The organism is Bradyrhizobium sp. JR4.1, from assembly GCF_040548605.1.
Classification (GTDB): domain Bacteria; phylum Pseudomonadota; class Alphaproteobacteria; order Rhizobiales; family Xanthobacteraceae; genus Bradyrhizobium; species Bradyrhizobium canariense.
The window spans coordinates 376,968-394,092 of sequence record NZ_JBEPRY010000001.1 but is presented as its reverse complement, the minus strand read 5'-3'; the positions used below and the strand labels follow the sequence as shown (position 1 = coordinate 394,092).

Sequence of the window (17,125 nt, the reverse complement as noted above, 5' to 3'; positions counted from 1 at the left end):
GGGCTTGCCTCTTACGTTCGGTACCTGATCGCTCAGCGTGTCAGTCACCGGCTCCTATCTCCCTAAGCTCGGCCAAGAAGACTGTGCCGATGTCAACGGCCTGCTTTGCAGCGTCTGCGTTGACGTCGACCCCGTGCGAGGCTTCGTTCATGACCCGCAGGGCCCTGAGCAGTTCCTGGGTGCTGGCCGGTGCGATCCCGTGCCGTTGTAGGTCCCGTAGCATATTCATGATGCCGACCGGCCGGTTCGCCGCGACGCCCTTTGCCACGGCGAGGTCGCGGAGCGCTCGTTCGATCTCAATGCGAAGCTTCACCACTGACATCAGCGGGAACTCGCGTGCAAACTCCTCCACCGTCGGAAGGTCCCCTGCAAGCTGAGGCGGAAGCGCATGGGAGAGCTGATATTGAGCCACGCCCATCGGCTTGGTGGAATCCCGGAGCGCATATTCCACGATGACCTCGTTGCGCCCCTTACACAGGATGATGCCGATGGTTGGCTTGTCATCGGGGTGGCGCAATTGATCGTCCACGGCCGAGAGGTAGAAGTTCATCTTCCCGGCAAATTCCGGTTTGAAGTCCTCGATCTTCAATTCGATCACCACGAAACAACGCAGGCGTAGGTGATAGAAGAGGAGGTCGAGATAGTAGTCTTGGTCGCCGACCTCGAGGTGGTATTGGCTGCCGACGAAGGCGAAGCCCTTGCCGAGTTCGAGGATGAGCGAGCGCAGATGCGCGATGAGACCACGTTCGAGATCGCGCTCCAGCATTTCGGGGCCAAGCGAGAGGAAGTCGAACGTATAGGGGTCCTTGAGGATTTGCTGAGCGAGCTCGGATTGCTCGGCCGGAAGGGTTCGCGAGAAGTTGGTCAGCGCACTGCCTTGACGAGCGAAAAGATTGCTGTCGATCTGGTGGGCGAGGACGTTACGGCTCCAGCCGTGCCCGATCGCTTGCCGGGCGTACCAGGTGCGTTCCTCGGACGCTTTGACGGCGTCAAGAAGGCGGACGTTATGGCCCCAGGGCAATAGTGCAACAACCTGTTGCACAAATTCGCTGTCGGGCCAGGCCTCGGCGAAGGCGCGCATATATTTCAGGTTTCGGGCCGAGAGTCCGGTCATCTCTGGGAAGGCTCGGCCGAGATCCTCCGCCAACCGATCGATGACCTTGGCGCCCCAACCCTCTCGCTCCTGTCGGCCGAGAATGTCCCGACCGATGGTCCAGTACAGGAGGACGAGCTCCCGATTGACCGAAAGGCCGGCCCGGTGCCGTGCCGCTGCGATTTTCTGTTTCAGATCGCCGACAAAGGCAGAGTAGCTCTGCAGGTCGATCTCGACGGTCGCCTTACCAGTCTTAACGCGGCGATGGGGCTTGGATGGTGTAGAACTCATGCGGCCATCTTCTCGTGCTTCTTGGCAAGCATGGCACGGACGAACTTGTCCCATTTCATCATGCCGGCGCGTTTCTCGGCCATGTAGTTCCAGCGGTCGTAGTGCTTCGAGCTGACGTCCTGCAGGGCATGGTTTTGCAGGCGGTCGCGGACTTCCTTCGGGATGCCGGCCTTGCCCGTCAAAGTCTTGAAGGTCCGGCGCAGGTCGCGGTTCGTCACATAGGGGATCACGCCGCGGTCCCGCTGGCGCCACATGAACGAATAAAGCGTGCCGTGGCTGACGGGCTTCGACGGATCCTTGGCCGAAGGGAAGAACCAGCCGTATTCGTTGACGTTGATGGATGAGATCAACTCTGCGGCCAGATTCGGCACCGGAACGGCATGGGGCTGGTCGTTCTTGGTCGTGGACCAGTCGATGATCTTCTCCTGAGCGTCCCATTGGTCGATGTGGAGGCTCGCGATCTCCTCGACTCGCTGGCCGGTCAGCATGAGGATTCGGACCGCACGGGTATACGGCGGATGGACAGGCGTATCGGGGCACTCTAGCCAGCGATAGAGCTGGACGAACTCGTCCTCATCGAGCCAGCGCGTGCCCTTGACCTTCGGTTCGGTCGGAATGCCGGTCGCCGGATTGAAGGGGATGCGGAAGCGCCGAGCGGATTGCTGCCGATAGTCGTTGTCTGACTTCATGCCCCAGCTAAAGGCCGCGTGCATGTACGACCGCACATGGTCGGCCATCGACTTGGCGCCGCGTTCGTAGATCGGTCGGATCAGTTCGATGATTTCCTCTGACTCGATATCGCGGGCGAGGCGGTTGCGCCCGAGCGTGTCCGCAATCTTGTTCAGGCCCTTTTCGGTTTCTTTCCAGGAGGGTTTGTCCGCAGCCTTGAGCGAAGCGACATAGCCCTCGAAAAGATCGGCCACAGTGCCAGGGCGCGTGTCGGTCGCGATTTTGATGCTTCGGCCCTTCTGGATCACGTCAGCGAAGTCGCGCTTGAAGATTTCTCGCGCCTGCGCGAGCGACATTGACGGGTAGGCGCCGAGCTTCTTCTTGGTACGCTTCCCGTCGCGCCACTGCTGCGCCATCCAGTCGGCCGTGACGCGCTTCGGCATGGGCTTGAGGACCAGGACGAGACGACCGGTGCCGCGCCCTTCGCCGTCGGCGAGGTTTTCTTGCTTCTGGCTCATCTCGACGCGCTTTAGCGCATGTCGGATTGCTGTGTCGGTCAGGCTTGGCATGGCGTTCCTCCTGGTCCCGCAACTGGGATCGGTCGAGGAGAAACGGGGATCGTTTGCTGGGATCGGAAAGCCGTTTTCAACCCCTCTAACCGCCCCCAATTTTGCCATAGCCGCCCCCTGTACGCAATGCACAAAAAGCGGCTATTTCATTGATGTTTCGCCGGTATTGAGCGTGATCCAGCGTGATCGAATGGGGGTAGTGGGATGGTTGTGCACCAGGATCAGCGCGGTCGCGGATAATTCCAGCGCGCGCTTGATCACCTCGCGCGGATAGACCGGGGTGTGATCGACGGTGCCGGTCTGCTGCACCTCGTCGGCGATGAGCTGGTTGCGCTTGTCGAGGAACAGCAGGCGAAACTGCTCCTTCTCGGCAAACGCCATGCTGGTGCGGCAATAGTCGATCACCTCGTTCCAGGACGACAGCGCGTTGCGGCTGTTGACCCCGCCCTTGGCGACGCGGTGCGCCGCCGCCGCGAGCAGCTTGAGCTGGTGGATCGCGGATTCGCCGACGCCGTCCACCTCGCGCAGGCGCGACACCGGCGCGTGCACGACCTCGGCAAACGAGCCAAAGGTCTTGATCAGCGACTTCGCCAGCGGCTTGGTGTCACGCCGCGGCAGTGCCGGAAACAGCGCCATCTCCAGCAGCTCGTAGTCGCTGAGCGCGTCCGCACCCGCGCTGTAGAAGCGCTCGCGCAGCCGTTCGCGATGGCCGAGATAGTGCGGCGGCGCGTGCTCCGGCTTGCTCTTGTCATGGTCGGTCTTGGCGGGCATCGGCCGCCAGCATTGCTGCGGGTAATCGTTTTTGCAACCGTCAATTGCGCCTGCGGCGCGCTGGTCCCGACAGCTGGCCCAGAAGATGGTGGCTCAGCCTATCGGCTTCTTGGCGCTGTGCGCCGGCGGGGACACCGTAATCGCCACGACGCCGACGAGAATGAGCGCCATGCCGGCAAGGCTGGACCAGCTGAAGTGCTCGCCGAGCCATACGGTGCCGAGCGCCACGGCAAAGCCCGCACGCAGGTAGCTCCCACTGGTCGTGCCAAGCGGGCCGAGCGTGCGGATCAAGCGGAAGTAGATCACCATCGCAAGGGCCGTACAGACAATCGCGAGCGTGATGACCGCTGCGATCGCGCTCGCGGGCGGTGGCGGGAGGGTCCAGGGCCGTTCGATGGCGGTGGCCGCGGGCAGCATCAGCGCTGCGGCGCAACTCATGGCGCCGGCCGCGGTGACGATTGCGGGCAGGCCCGAGAAGCGTTGTCCCCATATCGGTGCCAGCGCGTAGCAGAGGCTCGCGCACAGCACGGCCGCCTGCGCCAGCGGTGCCGTCGTGCCGATCCCTGAGAGCGCGTCGGCACCCATGGTCACCGCGACGCCCGCAAGGCCGAGGGCGACGCCGATGATCTTCCGGCTACTCATGGTCTGCCGCCCGAGCCGGGTCATCAGCGCGATCGCGAGCACGAACATCGGCGGGGTCGCATTGAGCACGCCGGCAAGACCGCTTGCGATATGCATCTCGCCCCAACTGATCAGGGTGAACGGCAAGGCGCTTTGCAGCAGCCCTTGCACGAAGAAAGCCGCCCATACCGATCCACGGCCGGGAAGGGCGTGTCCCTGCGTGCGAGCGACCGCAATCAGGAGAATGGCCGCGATCGTCACACGCGCGGCAACCATCGTGAAGGGCGGGATCGTCGGGACCGCGACCTTGATCAGCGTGAACGAGCTGCCCCAGATCAGCGAGAGCAGCAGCAGAAGCCCGATATCGAGCGCGAGAGTGGTTTGTTCTGTCGTGTGTTGCGCCTGCGGGCTCATGCGAATCTGCTCCGGGATGGACCGGGACCATGATCCGGCGCGGCGGCGCAGGCTGGCTGGATTCGGACCTCATCGCCCGACCGAGTCCGATTTCGGCTACTCGGCGTGCAGCGCGGGCATTATTGTCGCGCAATGGCGACAGGTTCGGAACATCGGCAGACGCTGCCACCGCATCTCGACTGGGACACTTGCGATCGCGCGCGCCTCGCGCGTGCGCGCGCATTCGACGGCCTGTTCTTTTCGGGTGTCCGCTCGACGCGGATCTACTGCCGGCCGGTCTGCCCGGTTCGCCCCGCGCGCTCCGAAAACGTCACCTTCTATCCGACCGCCGCCGCCGCCGAACGTGCCGGCTTTCGCCCGTGTCTGCGCTGCCGGCCGGAAACCGCGCCGGGGTCGCCGGCCTGGATGGGAACGGCGAGCACCGTTGCGCGCGGCGTGCGCCTGATCAATGAAGGTTTCCTGGATCGTGCATCCATGGCGGAGCTTGCAGAAGCCCTTGGCGTCGGGCCGCGCCATCTGCTCCGCCTGTTCATGCGCCATGCCGGGGCGAGCCCGAGCGAGATCGCGGCGACGCGGCGCGTGCAGGAAGCCAAGCGCCTGATCGACCAGACCAGCATCACATTGGCGGAGATCGCCTTCGCCGCAGGCTTCGGCAGCGTTCGCAGATTCAACGATGCCTTTGCCGCGACCTACAAGCGGCGACCGTCGTCGTTCCGACGGCCGCGATAGGCGCGCGGTGGGATCACCCGATCTGCTTCTCGCCGTGCCGCTCCGACAGCGTGAAAATCTCGACGCCGGTGGCGGTGACGCCGACGGAGTGCTCGAACTGCGCCGACAGCGAGCGGTCGCGGGTCACGGCGGTCCAGCCGTCGGAGAGGATCTTTACGTGCGGCTTGCCGAGATTGATCATCGGCTCGATGGTGAAGAACATGCCGGGCTTGAGCTGCACGCCTTCGCCGGGCCGGCCGATATGAATGATGTTCGGCTCGTCGTGGAACATGCGCCCGAGGCCATGGCCGCAGAAATCGCGCACCACGCTCATGGCCTGCGGTTCGACGAAACTCTGGATGGCGTGGCCGATGTCGCCGGTGGTGGCGCCGGGCTTCACCGCCGCGATGCCGCGCATCATCGCCTCATAGGTCACCTCGATCAGCCGCTCCGCCTTGCGCGCGATCGGGCCGACCGCATACATCCGGCTGGAATCGCCGTACCAGCCGTCGACGATGAAGGTGACGTCGATGTTGACGATGTCGCCCTCTTTCAGCGGACGGTCGCCGGGCATGCCGTGGCAGACCACGTGGTTGAGCGAGGTGCAGGTCGAATAGCGGTAGCCGCGATACATCAGCGTCGCCGGATAGGCATTGTTGCTGAAGGCGAAGTCGCGGACGAACTGGTCGATGCGCTCGGTCGGAACGCCGGGCCCGACGATGTCCGTGAGCTCGTCGAGACACTTCGCCACCAGCGCGCCCGCCTTGCGCATGCCGGCAAAGGCGCTTGGCCCGTGCAGCTTGATCTGTCCGGTCTTGCGCAGGGAGGTATCGGAGGCTTCGACGTAGCTCATGCGGGCGCAATCTTCTGAGGTGGGCTCGATATCGGCGGAAAGGCTTGATTTCGCGCCCCAATTTAATGATTGCGCGCCTTCATGCAAGTCAGGCCTGCCTGCCTTGCGCCCTTAAGCTGGCCTAATTCGGGACTTCCATGATGGTTTCCACCGGCAGGGCACCGCCGCGGACGCGGATTTCGCGGACCGGGTAGGGAACCCGGATACCCTCGCGCTTGAAGGCGTCCCACAGCGCCAGCATCACGTCGCTCTTGACGTTGTCCATGCCGTCGGGGTCGGCGATCCAGAAGGTCAGCGAGAACTTCATCCCGGCTTCGGCGAACTCGGTCAGGATGCAATTCGGCGGCTTGCCCTTCTGTGCGCGCGGATGCGCGGCCGCGGTCTCGGCGGCGAGCTTGCAGACCAGCCGTGGGTCCGCGTCGTAATTGGTGCCGAAGGCGATCTTCACCAGCGTGTTCTTGTCGGTGTAGGTCCAGTTGACGACCTTCTGCGTCACCAGATCCTCGTTCGGCACCAGGAATTCGCGGCCATCGCCGGCGGCGACGGAAATATAGCGCGTCTTCATCGCGCTGATCCGCCCGGTGTTGTCGCCGATGGTGACGAGATCGCCGGGCTTCACCGATTTGTCAGCGAGCAGGATGATCCCCGAGATGAAATTGGCGACGATCTTCTGCAGGCCGATGCCGATGCCGACGCCGACCGCGCCGGAGAACACCGCGAGCGCCGAGAGATCGATGCCGACCGTGCCGAGCGCGATCACGATCGCGACCGCAAGCAGGCCGATGCGGATGATCTTGACCAGCAGCACCTGTACCGACGGGGTCAGATCGGTGGTCGAGTTGATCCGGCTCTCGGCGAAATTGCTGGCGATGTTGGTGAGCCAGAGCGCGATGAGCAGCAGCGCGCCGGCCTTGATCACCAGCAGCGGTGTCAGCCGCAGCCCGCCGAGCACGATGGCGAAGGAATCGAGCAGGTCGACCGTCGCATCGAGCTGGCCGAGGATCGAGAGCGCCGCGACGAACCAGGCCGTGATCGACACCAGCTTGACGATGAAGGCGTTGCGCAGCACCGAGGTCACCAGCCGGACCGCGAGCCAGGCCAGGCCGAGCTTGGCGGCGACCATCAGCAGATAGGAGCGGCTCGGCCAGGTGGCGTGGTACATGACCACGCGCGAGATGATCACGAGCAGGGTGAACACCGCCGTCGAGGCGCTGGAGACCATCACCCGGGCGAAGTGCCGGAGCGGCAGCGGCCAGCGCATCGCCAGCGAGGTCATGTCGACCCGGCTGCGAACGGCGGCTTCGGCGGCATAGGCGATGCCGGCCGCGGCCAGAATGAGCCCGAACTGCAGGTAGAACCAGGGCGAGGAGATTTCGGCCCCGACGCTGCGCGCAGTGGTCTGCACGAACTCCATGAAGTCTTTGAGGTCCATGTCTATCGGTCTCGTCGGGGAGCGGGCGGGAGGCATTGATTCGAGCGCGCCGGAGAATCCCACAAAGGGCCCGGCCGGGCCACCGATACACCGCTAAGTAAAGCGCGTTAAGGCCGCAAAATGCGGGCAGATTGCCGCGAGCGGGAGAAAATGGGTTGGCGTGGGAGTCCGCCGACGATAAGGATGCAATTCCAGCGATTTCGTACCCGGAAGGTGGATGGCTTCCCTCGACACTGTCAGCCTCGCCATATTGCTCGGCGCCGTCCTGGTGTTGGCCGGGATCCTGTCAAGCCTGCTTGCGCTGCGCTTCGGCGCGCCCCTTCTGCTCGTCTTCCTCGCGATCGGCATGCTCGCGGGCGATTCCGGTCCCGGACAGCTGCAGTTCGACGACGTCCGAACCACCTATCTGGTCGGCTCGGTCGCGCTCGCACTGATCCTGTTCGATGGTGGCTTGCGGACCCGATTTGCCAGCATTCGCACCGTGCTCGCGCCTTCCATGGTGCTCGCGACCGTCGGCGTGCTGCTGACCGCGCTGATCACGGCGCCGTTCGCTAAATACGCGCTCGACCTCAACTGGACGGAGTCGCTGCTGGTCGGCGCGGTGGTGGCCTCGACTGACGCGGCCGCAGTGTTCCTGCTGGTGCATACCCAGGGCCTGCGCCTGCGCCCGCGCGTCGGGGCGACGCTGGAGGTGGAATCCGGCACCAATGATCCCTTCGCGATCTTCCTGACCCTGATGCTGGTCGAATACATCTCGCTCGGAACGGGCACGGCCGTGCATGTGCTGATGGAGTTCGCCCAGGAGGCCGTGCTGGGCGCCGTCGTCGGGGTGATCGGCGGGCGTCTGGTGGTCATCGCGCTCAACAAGGTCGCGCTGCCGCAGGGCCTCCATGCGCCGTTTGTCACCACCGCCGCGCTCGTCATCTTCGGCGGCTCGCAGATCATGCACGCCTCGGGCTTCCTCGCGGTCTATCTCGCCGGTATTATCATCGGCAACCGGCCGACGCGTGCGCATAATTCGGTGGTGGCCTTCCTGGACGCCGCGACCTGGCTCGCGCAGATCGTGATGTTCGTGCTGCTCGGCCTGCTGGTCTCGCCGAGCCGGCTTGGCGGCAGCGTGCTGCCGGCGGTCGGGATCGCATTCGTCCTGATGCTGGTGGCGCGGCCGATCGCGGTGTTCGTGTGCCTGGCGCCGTTCCGCTTCAACTGGCGCGAAAAGATCTTCATCGCCTGGACCGGTCTGCGCGGCGCGGTCGCGATCTTCCTGGCCTCGATCCCGATGCTGGTCGGGCTGTCGAAGGCCTATCTCTATTTCGACGTCGCCTTCGTCGTCGTCATCATCTCGCTCCTGCTGCAAGGCTGGACGCTGGCACCGGCCGCGCGCAAGCTGCACGTGGCGCTGCCGCGCGCCGAGCGTGGCCCGCGCCGTGTCGAATTGGATCTGCCCGGCCAGCTCGAGCAGCAGCTCGTCGGCTATCCGGTGCGGTCCAAGAGCCTGTATTTTCGCCGCGGCCTGATCCCGTCCTGGTCGAAGCCGACGCTGGTGATCCGCAACGAGAACATCTTGACGCCGATTGAAGCCGAGCCGATCGCGCCCGGCGATTACATCTATCTGCTGGCGCCCCCGGAAAAGGCCGAATCGCTCGACCGCTTCTTCGTCGACATGCAGCCGAGCTCGGCGCCGGACCCGCATCTGCTGGGCGACTTCATGGTCTCCGGCGAGCACACGCTCGCCGAGCTCGCGGAGATCTACGGCGTGAAGGTCGGCGAGGACGAGAGCGGGCACACGCTCGCTGATTATTTCGACGTCCATCTCGACCGCGCGCCGAAAGAGGGGGCGGAGCTCGTGCTGGATCCGATCGTGCTTGTGGCGCGCTCGATCTCCGGTGGCCGAGTCAACGTCGTCGGCCTGCGCCTGCCGGAAGATGAGGAAACCCCCGCGCCGCTGACGCGCATGCAGGTCCTGCGGCGCAAGCTCGCGGATTTGTGGAGCTCGGTGGCGGGGGTCTAGCGGCGTTTCGCGCCTCATGGCCGTGAGAGTCGTTGAAACGATATGCCTCCCCGATGTCATCCTGGCGAAAGCCAGGACGACGGCGGAGACCGGTGGCGACAGCACGGGAACCGCCACCAAATCGCCGCAACCGCCAAAGATTTGCGCGTCTTCGTGACCGCCGCTCCCGGAACGCTCCGCGATGCCGCTCGTTCTTAGCGGCGTAAACGCAGCTGACAGGAGTAATCCATGCGAAAGCTCATCTTGCCGGCGATCGTTGCGATCGGCCTCGGATCGGCCGCGCCCGCGATGGCCTATGACACCGGCGATCAGATCTCGATGCAGGTCGCGCTCGATGTCGCCACCGATATCGGCGTCACAACCGTCTCGCACACGGAGTTCCTCGGCGATGAATGGCAGATCGAAGGCCGTGATCGCGCCGGCCGCTGGATGGAGGTCGACGTGGACGCCCGAACGGGCGAGGTGCGCAACGTCGATCGCGGCTGGTAATGGCGGTTCTCGGTAGCAGAGCGCGCCGCCGCAACACGCGGCGACCGCGCCGCCTCGGTGCGGCTGTCGGGCGCCTTCCACGTTCATCTGGTGGAAGCGCTCGGCAATGCGGAGCTGTCGCACTTCCTCGCCGATCTGCTCAGCCGGTCCTCGGTGATGGTCTCGGTCTACGAGCCCGCCCTAACGTCGTCCTGGCGAAAGCCAGGGCCCATTACCTCGGGGAGTAGTTTTGCGAACACCGGCAGTTACGTTTTCTTCGCTGGTACGCACACCACCTGCCGCTGATAGATCACGCGGTATGGGTCCTGGCTTTCGCCAGGACGACGGCGGAGGGTGGGCCGGCGGCTTGCCTCATCCGTTGCCTGCTCAACCGCCCCTCACGCCAGCACCTTCACCCCGCCGAACGACGTCACGCGGCCCTGCTTCAGCATCACGATCTGCGTCGCAAGCTGGCGCAGCTCGGCGACGTCGTGGCTGACATAGACCATGGGGACGTTGGCCTCGTCGCGCAGCCGCACCAGATAGGGCAGGATCTCCAGCTTGCGGCCCTCGTCGAGCGCGCCGAGCGGTTCGTCGAGCAGCAGCAGGCGCGGCCGCGACAGCAGCGCGCGGCCGAGCGCGACCCGCTGCCGCTCGCCGCCGGAGAGCTTTCCGGGACGGCGACCCTGCAGTGCGCCGATGTCGAGCAGCTCGATGACGCGCTTGTGCTGCGCCGGATCGGGCGCGAGGCCGTTCATCCGCCTGCCATAGTCGAGATTTTGCGCGACGTTGAGATGCGGAAACAACCGCGCATCCTGGAACACATAGCCGATGCGGCGGCGCCAGGCCGGGACATGAATGCCGGCCGTGCTGTCGTCGACGGTCTCGCCGTCGATCACGATGGTGCCGCGGTCGGGCCGCAGCAGCCCCGCGATCATGTTGACCAGCGAGGTCTTGCCGGCGCCCGACGCTCCGAACAGGCCGATGACGCGACCTTCGCTTGCGAAGGCGGCGGACAGCGAGAATTCGCCGAGCTGCTTTTCGATGTCGACACGCAGCATGGTCAATTCCCGTGCAGGCGCGCGGTGGCGCGGCGGGCGAACCATTCGGCGGCAATCAGCGCACCGAGCGCCAGCACGATCGAGACGATCACGAGCCGTCCCGCGGCGGCGTCGCCATCGGGGGTCTGGATCAGCGAATAGATCGCGGACGAAATCGTCTGGGTCTCTCCGGGAATGTTGGAGACGAAGGTGATGGTGGCGCCGAATTCGCCGATCGCCTTGGCAAAGCCAAGCACCATGCCGGCGAGCACGCCAGGCAGCGCCAAGGGCAGCGTCACCGTGAAGAACACTTTGAAAGGAGTGGCGCCGAGCGTCTCGGCGGCCTGCTCGAGCCGGCGGTCGATCGCCTCGATCGACAATCGCATCGGACGCACCAGCAGCGGAAACGCCATCAGGCCGCAGGCAAGCGCGGCACCGGTCCAGCGGAAGGCGAAGACGATGCCGAGATGGTCCGCCAGGAAGCCGCCGACGAGTCCGCGGCGGCCGAAGGTCAGCAGCAGCAGATATCCGGTGACGACGGGCGGCAGCACCAGCGGCAGATGCACCAGCGCATCGAGCACCGACTTGCCCCAGAACTCACGCCGCGCGAGCAGCCACGCCAGCGCAATGCCGAACGGCGTTGCCACCAGCGTTGCGATCACGGCGACCCTGAGCGAGAGCAGGATCGCCGTCCATTCGGCGGGAGAGATGTCGAGCATCAAATCGCAAATTAAGTGGAGGGGCTGATCAGGAACTTGAAACCGTATTTTTCCAGAATGGTCTTGGCGGCGGTCGAGCGCAGGAAGGCGAGATAGTCGCTGGTCTCGCCCTTTGCCGTCGCGGTCGCAGCGACGGAATAGATGATCGCGGGATGCGAATCCGCCGGGAAGGTGCCGACGATCTTCACGCCGGGCTCGACCTTGGCATCGGTGGAATAGACGATGCCGAGATTGGCCTCGCCACGCGCGACCAGCGTCAGCGCGGCACGCACGCTCTCGGCCATGGCGAATTTCGGCTCCGCCGCCTGCCAGGCGCCGAGCTTTTCCAGCGCCGCCTTGGCATATTTCCCGACCGGCACCGACTTGACGTCGCCGGTCGCGATCCTGCCATCGCCGGCGAGTTTTGCGAGGTCGAAGCCCTGCGCGATGGCGACGTTGTCGAGTCTGGAATCCTTCGGCGCAATCAGCACGATGCTGTTGCCGAGCAGATTGACCCGGGTCGGCTCGTTGATGGTCTTCTTGGAGATCGCGTAGTCCATCCAGTCGGTGTCGGCGGAGACGAACACATCGGCCGGCGCGCCCTGCTCGATCTGCCTGGCGAGCACGGAGCTTGCGGCATAGCTGACGCTGAACTTGACGCCGGTCCTCGCGGTGTAGGCCGCGTCGACCTCGTCGAGCGCGTTCTTCATCGAGGCTGCCGCGAACACGGTGATGGTCTTGTCCTCGGCGGCGGCAGGCGAAAGGCCCGCGCCCGCGAGGATCACGAAAGCGGTGAAAAGTCCGGCAATACGAATCATGGATGCGCTCCGTGCGAGATCGCGCGCGCAAGAAGCACGCGCAGATCCGGCGTTGGTGGGTCTGAGCGACGAGCGGAAGCGCTGTTCCACGGGTCCCGGCGGCGGCTTACGGCCGGCAGGGATATCGCTACTCTCGAAGATAGCAGGCCAGGGCCTCAGGTCAAAGGCGACCGCTTGGCTCATTGCGCCGGTAGGATGGCGATCGACAGCGAATTGTCCTTGGCGCCGCTGACCTGGAGCACGACGGGCTGGCCCGACAGCTCGTATTTCATGGTCTTGCGGATGCCGTCGCAATCGGTCGCGCCACTGAACGCCACGGGCTTGAGGGCATGCCCGTCCTGGACCAAATCGACCCACGCGCCCGAGGACAGGCTGACCGTGTAGAGCCCGGCCTTCGGGGCCTTGATGCCAGTGAAGCCGGCGAATGTGCCGTCCTTTGGCGCGCGCTCCGGAGGCGTCGGCAGTTTTGCCTCCGCGGACGCGACCAGCCCCAGCGCGATGGCCGACGACGGCAACGCGGCCTGCTCGCTTCCCGATGCCATCTTGACACCGTCGGGCGCGGTCAGCGCGGCGCGCTCGCGCTCGATCGACCATTTGAATTTGTCGCAGCCGCTGGGTTCTTCCGCCGCAAAGGCGGGCGCGATACCGAGCAACAGCAATCCAAGCAGCAGAGGGATGCGCATCTCAGTCCACCGCGATCATCACATCGGAGGCCTTGATCACCACCGTGACCTGCCCCTTCGCCTTGATGCCGAGGTCGTCGACCGCCTCGTTGGTGATCGAGGAGGTCACGATCGTACCGTTGCCGATGTCGACACGGACGTGGGACGTCGTGGCGCCCTTCGTGACTTCGATGACCGTTCCCTTGATCTGGTTGCGTGCACTGATGCGCATGGGCTCTCACAATGGCTGGCGCGCGCGACGAAGCCGCACGCGTGAGGAGGGATTTGGTTGATGAGGGCGGGATTGCATCCCGGCAGGGCCGACCCGCTTACGGCAGGGCAGCGCCGCACTCTAACGCATTTGGAGATCCGAGGACTAGCCGCTGACGAAGTTGTTACAGCCTGACCGGCTACGGCTTCGCATTGCCCGCGTGCAGCACGGCCTTGCACGCCGCCGGCATCTGCGCCAGCGTCATCGGCGGTTTCGGCTTCGGTGGCTCCGGCGGGGGTTTGGGGTGCAGCACGCCGTCGCTGAACCAGTAGGAGAGATCGGACGGCTTGCAGCCTTCGTCCTCGGATTGCGACGGCTGGCCCTCGCAGTCGCTCGCGCCCGCCGGGCAGTGCATGCGGATGTGGAAGTGGTAGTCGTGGCCCCACCACGGCCGGATCTTCGACAGCCAGGAACGGTCGCCCTTGGCCTCGCGGCACAGCGCCTTCTTGATCGCGGCATTGACGAAGATGCGCTGCACCGCCGGCTCCTGCGCCGCGTCGCGCAGCACCAGCACATGCCCCGGCGTGAACACCTTCGGATCGATGTCGAGCCGGTCCGGCCGCACCATCATCACCGCCGACATGTCCTCGCGCTCTTCGCGCGAGAGCCGATGGTCGGGCATCGGCGTCAGCCAGATGTCGGCATCGAGGCCGATCTGGTGGCTGGCATGGCCGGACAGCGCCGGCCCGCCGCGCGGCTGGGCGATGTCGCCGACCAGGATGCCCGGCCATCCCGCGTCCTTGTGCGCCCTCGCCGCAAGCCGCTTGATCAGCGCGATCATCGCGGGGTGACCATAGCTGCGATTGCGCGATAACCGCATCACCTGCCAATTGTCGCCATTGAGCGGCATCTGCTCGGCGCCGCCGATGCAGCCCTTCACATAGGAGCCGATGACGTGCGCCGGTCCCTTCGACGGCAGCAGCTTTCGCGCGAACAGCTCCTTGGCACCAATACTCGGATCGTTCGGATTAGCGAGCGGCGGCAGCGGTTTTGGGTTGATGCTGCCCTTGTCCTGGGCCAGCGCGTCGCCGGCGGCCAGGAGCGTCATGACGAGCAGGAGAGGGGCGAGGCGGCGGGGACTCATGTTGACATTCTTATAGCCCAACACCGCGTCAGGGTTAAGGAACAGTCCAGCAGATGAAATCTCGTTCAAAAGTCGCAGTTCCGCAGAGTCGGACGGCCGATTCTTAACGAGGCGATAACCCTCTCATGCATTGACCAAAATTCGTGCGCGGGACGCGTGCTCACTCCCTTCTGCATGCAATCGCGCGCGATCGCGGAAATGATTCAAGGCAGCGCGCAATTTTGCGCCATCTCGTTCTCCGATGACGACAATGCGATGTGCTTGGAGCGCCCATCGCCACTGCCGCGCCTTGCAAACGGGCAATGAGGGCTGTTTTTTCGAGACTGCCAGACCGTGCGTCCCACCGCCATGCCACCCAAGATTACCTTTTTTTCAGACACTTGCCCCAAGAGTTGCGGTGGCTGGGCGCGACTGGGGCGAGTGAAGTTGAGTTTGGGGTTTCGAAAGCCAAAAAAGCGAAAGGGAAGCGTGCTTGGCAGGTCCGGCCTGCACCCGCGCAAGCCGCGCTTTGCGCGCGCCCATCATCCTCCGTCCGAACGCGACGAAGTTCTGCGCCGCCGTGCCGAGGCTGCGATCGCGGAAGCGCGCAAATCCCATGAGCGCCTGCGCCAGGCCATCGACATCCTGCCGCAGGGCATCGTGTTTCTCGATGCCGAGGGCCGCTATGTCCTCTGGAACAAGCAATACGCGGAGATCTACAGCAAGACCGCCGATCTGTTCGAGGAGGGCGCCCGCCTGGAGGACACGCTGCGCATCGGCGTCGCCCGCGGCGATTATCCCGAAGCTGCCGGCCATGAGGAAGAATGGATCGCGGAGCGGCTGCAAAAGCTCTATCAGCCCGGCTCGCGCCACGAGCAGAAGCTGGCGGACGGCCGCGTCATCCTGATTGACGAGCGGCTGACCGAGGACGGCGGCGTCGTCGGCCTGCGCGTCGACATCACCGAGTTGAAGCAGCGCGAGGCCTCGTTCCGGCTGCTGTTCGACGGCAATCCGGTCCCCATGATCGTCTGCGCGCTGGACGACGAGCGCATCCTCGGCGTCAACGATGCCGCGGTCGCCCATTACGGCTATAGCCGCGCCGAGTTCGAGCGGCTGACGATCCGTTCCCTTCAAGCTTTCGACAGTGAGCCGCCCTGGACCGCCGCTTCGGCCGGTGAGGAGCAGGCCGGACGCACCTGGAAGCACGTCAAGGCCGATGGCGCCCTGATCGACCTTGCGATCTATTCCCGCGAACTGACCTATGCCGAGCGGCCCGCGGTGCTGCTCGCGCTGATGGACATCACCGAGCGCAAGCGCGCCGAGGCGCGGCTCGCCTTCATGGCTCAGCATGACGGGCTGACCGGTCTGCCGAACCGCAATCTGCTGCGCCAGCAGGTCGACGAGATGCTGCTGCATACGAGGCGCAGCACCGACAAGGTTGCCCTGCTGATGCTGGGGCTCGACAATTTCAAGGCGGTCAACGACACGCTGGGGCACGCGGTCGGCGACAAGCTGCTGCGCGGCGTCGCCAAGCGGCTGCGTTCGACCTTGCGCGAGGACGACGCGCTGGCGCGGCTGAACTCGGACGAGTTCGCAATCGTGCAGAGCGGCCTGACGCGTCCCGAGGATGCGGTGCTGCTGGCCAAGCGCCTGCTCGAAGCCATCGCCGATCCCTATCTGCTCGACGGCCATTCCGTGGTGATAAGCGCCTCCATCGGCATCGCGATGGCGCCGGGCGACGGCGACGATTCCGAAAAGCTGCTCAAGAGCGCCGACATGGCGCTGTCGCGCGCGAAGCTGGATGCGCGCGGCTCGTTCGCGTTCTTCGAGGCGGCGCTCGATGCGAAAGCGCAGACCCGCCGCAAGATCGAGGTCGAGCTGCGCGACGCCATCCAGAACGACGTGCTGCGGCCGTATTACCAGCCGCTGATCGACCTCCAGAGCGGCCGCATCACCGGCTTCGAGGCGCTGGTGCGCTGGCCGCATGCCGAGCGCGGCATGGTTTCGCCGGCCGAGTTCATTCCGGTCGCGGAAGAAACCGGGCTGATCAATCCGCTCGGCGGCCTGATGCTGCGCCGGGCCTGTCACGACGCAGCGACCTGGCCGGACGACGTCCGCGTCGCCGTCAACCTGTCGCCGCTCCAGTTCCGCAGCGGCAATCTGCTTTCGGTGGTGACGGATGCGCTGAAGCATTCCGGCCTGCCGCCGCGGCGGCTCGAGCTCGAGATCACGGAAACGCTGCTGCTGGAAAAGAGCGCCCAGGTGCTGGCGACGCTGCACGCGCTGCGCGCGCTCGGCGTGCGCATCTCGATGGACGATTTCGGCACCGGCTATTCCAGCCTGAGCTATCTGCGCAGCTTCCCGTTCGACAAGATCAAGATCGACCAGTCCTTCGTGCGCGATCTCGGCGCCAATCGCGAGGCCCAGGCGATCATCCGCTCCATCGTCAGCCTCGGCAAAGGCCTCGGCGTCACCATCACCGCCGAAGGCGTCGAGACCGAAGCCGAGCTGAGCTGCCTGCGTGCCGAAGGCTGCGACGAAGGCCAGGGGTTTCTGTTCAGCAAGGCCCGGCCGAATGCCGAGATCATCAGCCTGCTCGCCGCGCAGCGCGGCATCGACGGTGCCGAGGAAGACGCCGCGCTGGTGGCCTAGAGTTAGGATGCTGACCTGTTG

General features: G+C 65.1%; 16 protein-coding genes and 1 pseudogene. 5 read left to right on the top strand and 12 right to left on the bottom strand.

The genetic code is table 11. From position 1 onward, the window contains the following. Positions 1–40 precede the first annotated feature (40 nt). The 4 genes from ABIB90_RS01995 to ABIB90_RS01980 form a co-directional block, all read right to left on the bottom strand. Positions 41–1,384 carry a PDDEXK nuclease domain-containing protein gene (locus ABIB90_RS01995; RefSeq protein WP_354200045.1) on the bottom strand — a complete coding sequence of 448 codons (1,344 nt, stop codon included), beginning with the start codon at positions 1,382–1,384 and terminating at the stop codon, positions 41–43. After that, positions 1,381–2,622 carry a tyrosine-type recombinase/integrase gene (locus ABIB90_RS01990; protein ID WP_354200044.1) on the bottom strand — a complete coding sequence of 414 codons (1,242 nt, stop codon included), beginning with the start codon at positions 2,620–2,622 and terminating at the stop codon, positions 1,381–1,383. The genes ABIB90_RS01995 and ABIB90_RS01990 overlap by 4 nt, the downstream gene beginning before the upstream one ends. Positions 2,623–2,763: 141 nt before the next feature. Beyond that, entirely contained in the window at positions 2,764–3,393 is a 630-nt protein-coding gene (locus ABIB90_RS01985) for a JAB domain-containing protein (protein ID WP_354200043.1), read from the bottom strand. 93 nt (positions 3,394–3,486) lie between these two features. After that, positions 3,487–4,428: a DMT family transporter gene (locus tag ABIB90_RS01980; protein WP_354200042.1), complete on the bottom strand. Its 942-nt coding sequence runs from the start codon at positions 4,426–4,428 to the stop codon at positions 3,487–3,489. Positions 4,429–4,560: 132 nt separating this feature from the next. On the opposite strand from ABIB90_RS01980, the gene ABIB90_RS01975 reads away from it, so the two are divergent. Further along, on the top strand, positions 4,561–5,157 hold the full coding sequence (locus tag ABIB90_RS01975) for a bifunctional transcriptional activator/DNA repair enzyme AdaA (protein ID WP_354200041.1): 597 nt from the start codon (positions 4,561–4,563) through the stop codon (positions 5,155–5,157). A 13-nt stretch (positions 5,158–5,170) separates the two neighbouring features. On the opposite strand, the gene map is transcribed toward ABIB90_RS01975, so the two are convergent. Both map and ABIB90_RS01965 read right to left on the bottom strand, forming a co-directional pair. Further along, positions 5,171–5,989 carry a type I methionyl aminopeptidase gene (map, locus tag ABIB90_RS01970; RefSeq protein ID WP_007597786.1) on the bottom strand — a complete coding sequence of 273 codons (819 nt, stop codon included), beginning with the start codon at positions 5,987–5,989 and terminating at the stop codon, positions 5,171–5,173. Between the two features lie 121 nt (positions 5,990–6,110). Beyond that, positions 6,111–7,427 (bottom strand): mechanosensitive ion channel family protein, encoded by a 1,317-nt coding sequence (locus ABIB90_RS01965; protein ID WP_354200379.1) that lies wholly within the window; start codon positions 7,425–7,427, stop codon positions 6,111–6,113. A gap of 211 nt (positions 7,428–7,638) precedes the next feature. Between ABIB90_RS01965 and ABIB90_RS01960 the strand changes: the two genes are divergently transcribed. The 3 genes and pseudogenes from ABIB90_RS01960 to ABIB90_RS01950 all read left to right on the top strand — a co-directional run. Continuing rightward, entirely contained in the window at positions 7,639–9,432 is a 1,794-nt protein-coding gene (locus tag ABIB90_RS01960; protein WP_007597784.1) for a potassium/proton antiporter, read from the top strand. Positions 9,433–9,660: 228 nt separating this feature from the next. Then, complete coding sequence (locus ABIB90_RS01955; RefSeq protein ID WP_354200040.1) at positions 9,661–9,921, top strand: hypothetical protein; 261 nt, start codon at positions 9,661–9,663, stop codon at positions 9,919–9,921. 18 nt (positions 9,922–9,939) lie between these two features. Further along, positions 9,940–10,110: pseudogene (locus ABIB90_RS01950) on the top strand (GntR family transcriptional regulator); the annotation flags it as partial. 188 nt (positions 10,111–10,298) lie between these two features. Here the strand turns inward: ABIB90_RS01950 and modC are convergent. The 6 genes from modC to mepA form a co-directional block, all read right to left on the bottom strand. Further along, positions 10,299–10,961, bottom strand: coding sequence for a molybdenum ABC transporter ATP-binding protein (modC, locus tag ABIB90_RS01945; RefSeq protein ID WP_354200039.1), 663 nt, complete (start codon positions 10,959–10,961; stop codon positions 10,299–10,301). 2 nt (positions 10,962–10,963) lie between these two features. Then, positions 10,964–11,659, bottom strand: coding sequence for a molybdate ABC transporter permease subunit (gene modB, locus ABIB90_RS01940; protein WP_007597781.1), 696 nt, complete (start codon positions 11,657–11,659; stop codon positions 10,964–10,966). A gap of 11 nt (positions 11,660–11,670) precedes the next feature. Then, positions 11,671–12,456 (bottom strand): molybdate ABC transporter substrate-binding protein, encoded by a 786-nt coding sequence (gene modA / locus ABIB90_RS01935; protein ID WP_354200038.1) that lies wholly within the window; start codon positions 12,454–12,456, stop codon positions 11,671–11,673. A 179-nt stretch (positions 12,457–12,635) separates the two neighbouring features. Next, the gene (locus ABIB90_RS01930; protein WP_354200037.1) at positions 12,636–13,139 is read right to left on the bottom strand and encodes a hypothetical protein; all 504 of its coding nucleotides are present in this window, start codon (positions 13,137–13,139) and stop codon (positions 12,636–12,638) included. A gap of 1 nt (position 13,140) precedes the next feature. Further along, complete coding sequence (locus ABIB90_RS01925) at positions 13,141–13,350, bottom strand: TOBE domain-containing protein (protein WP_007597777.1); 210 nt, start codon at positions 13,348–13,350, stop codon at positions 13,141–13,143. A 178-nt stretch (positions 13,351–13,528) separates the two neighbouring features. Then, positions 13,529–14,473, bottom strand: a complete 945-nt coding sequence (gene mepA / locus ABIB90_RS01920; RefSeq protein ID WP_035995328.1) for a penicillin-insensitive murein endopeptidase — start codon at positions 14,471–14,473, stop codon at positions 13,529–13,531. A 468-nt stretch (positions 14,474–14,941) separates the two neighbouring features. Between mepA and ABIB90_RS01915 the strand changes: the two genes are divergently transcribed. Next, on the top strand, positions 14,942–17,104 hold the full coding sequence (locus ABIB90_RS01915) for a putative bifunctional diguanylate cyclase/phosphodiesterase (protein ID WP_354200036.1): 2,163 nt from the start codon (positions 14,942–14,944) through the stop codon (positions 17,102–17,104). The last annotated feature ends 21 nt before the right edge of the window (positions 17,105–17,125 follow it).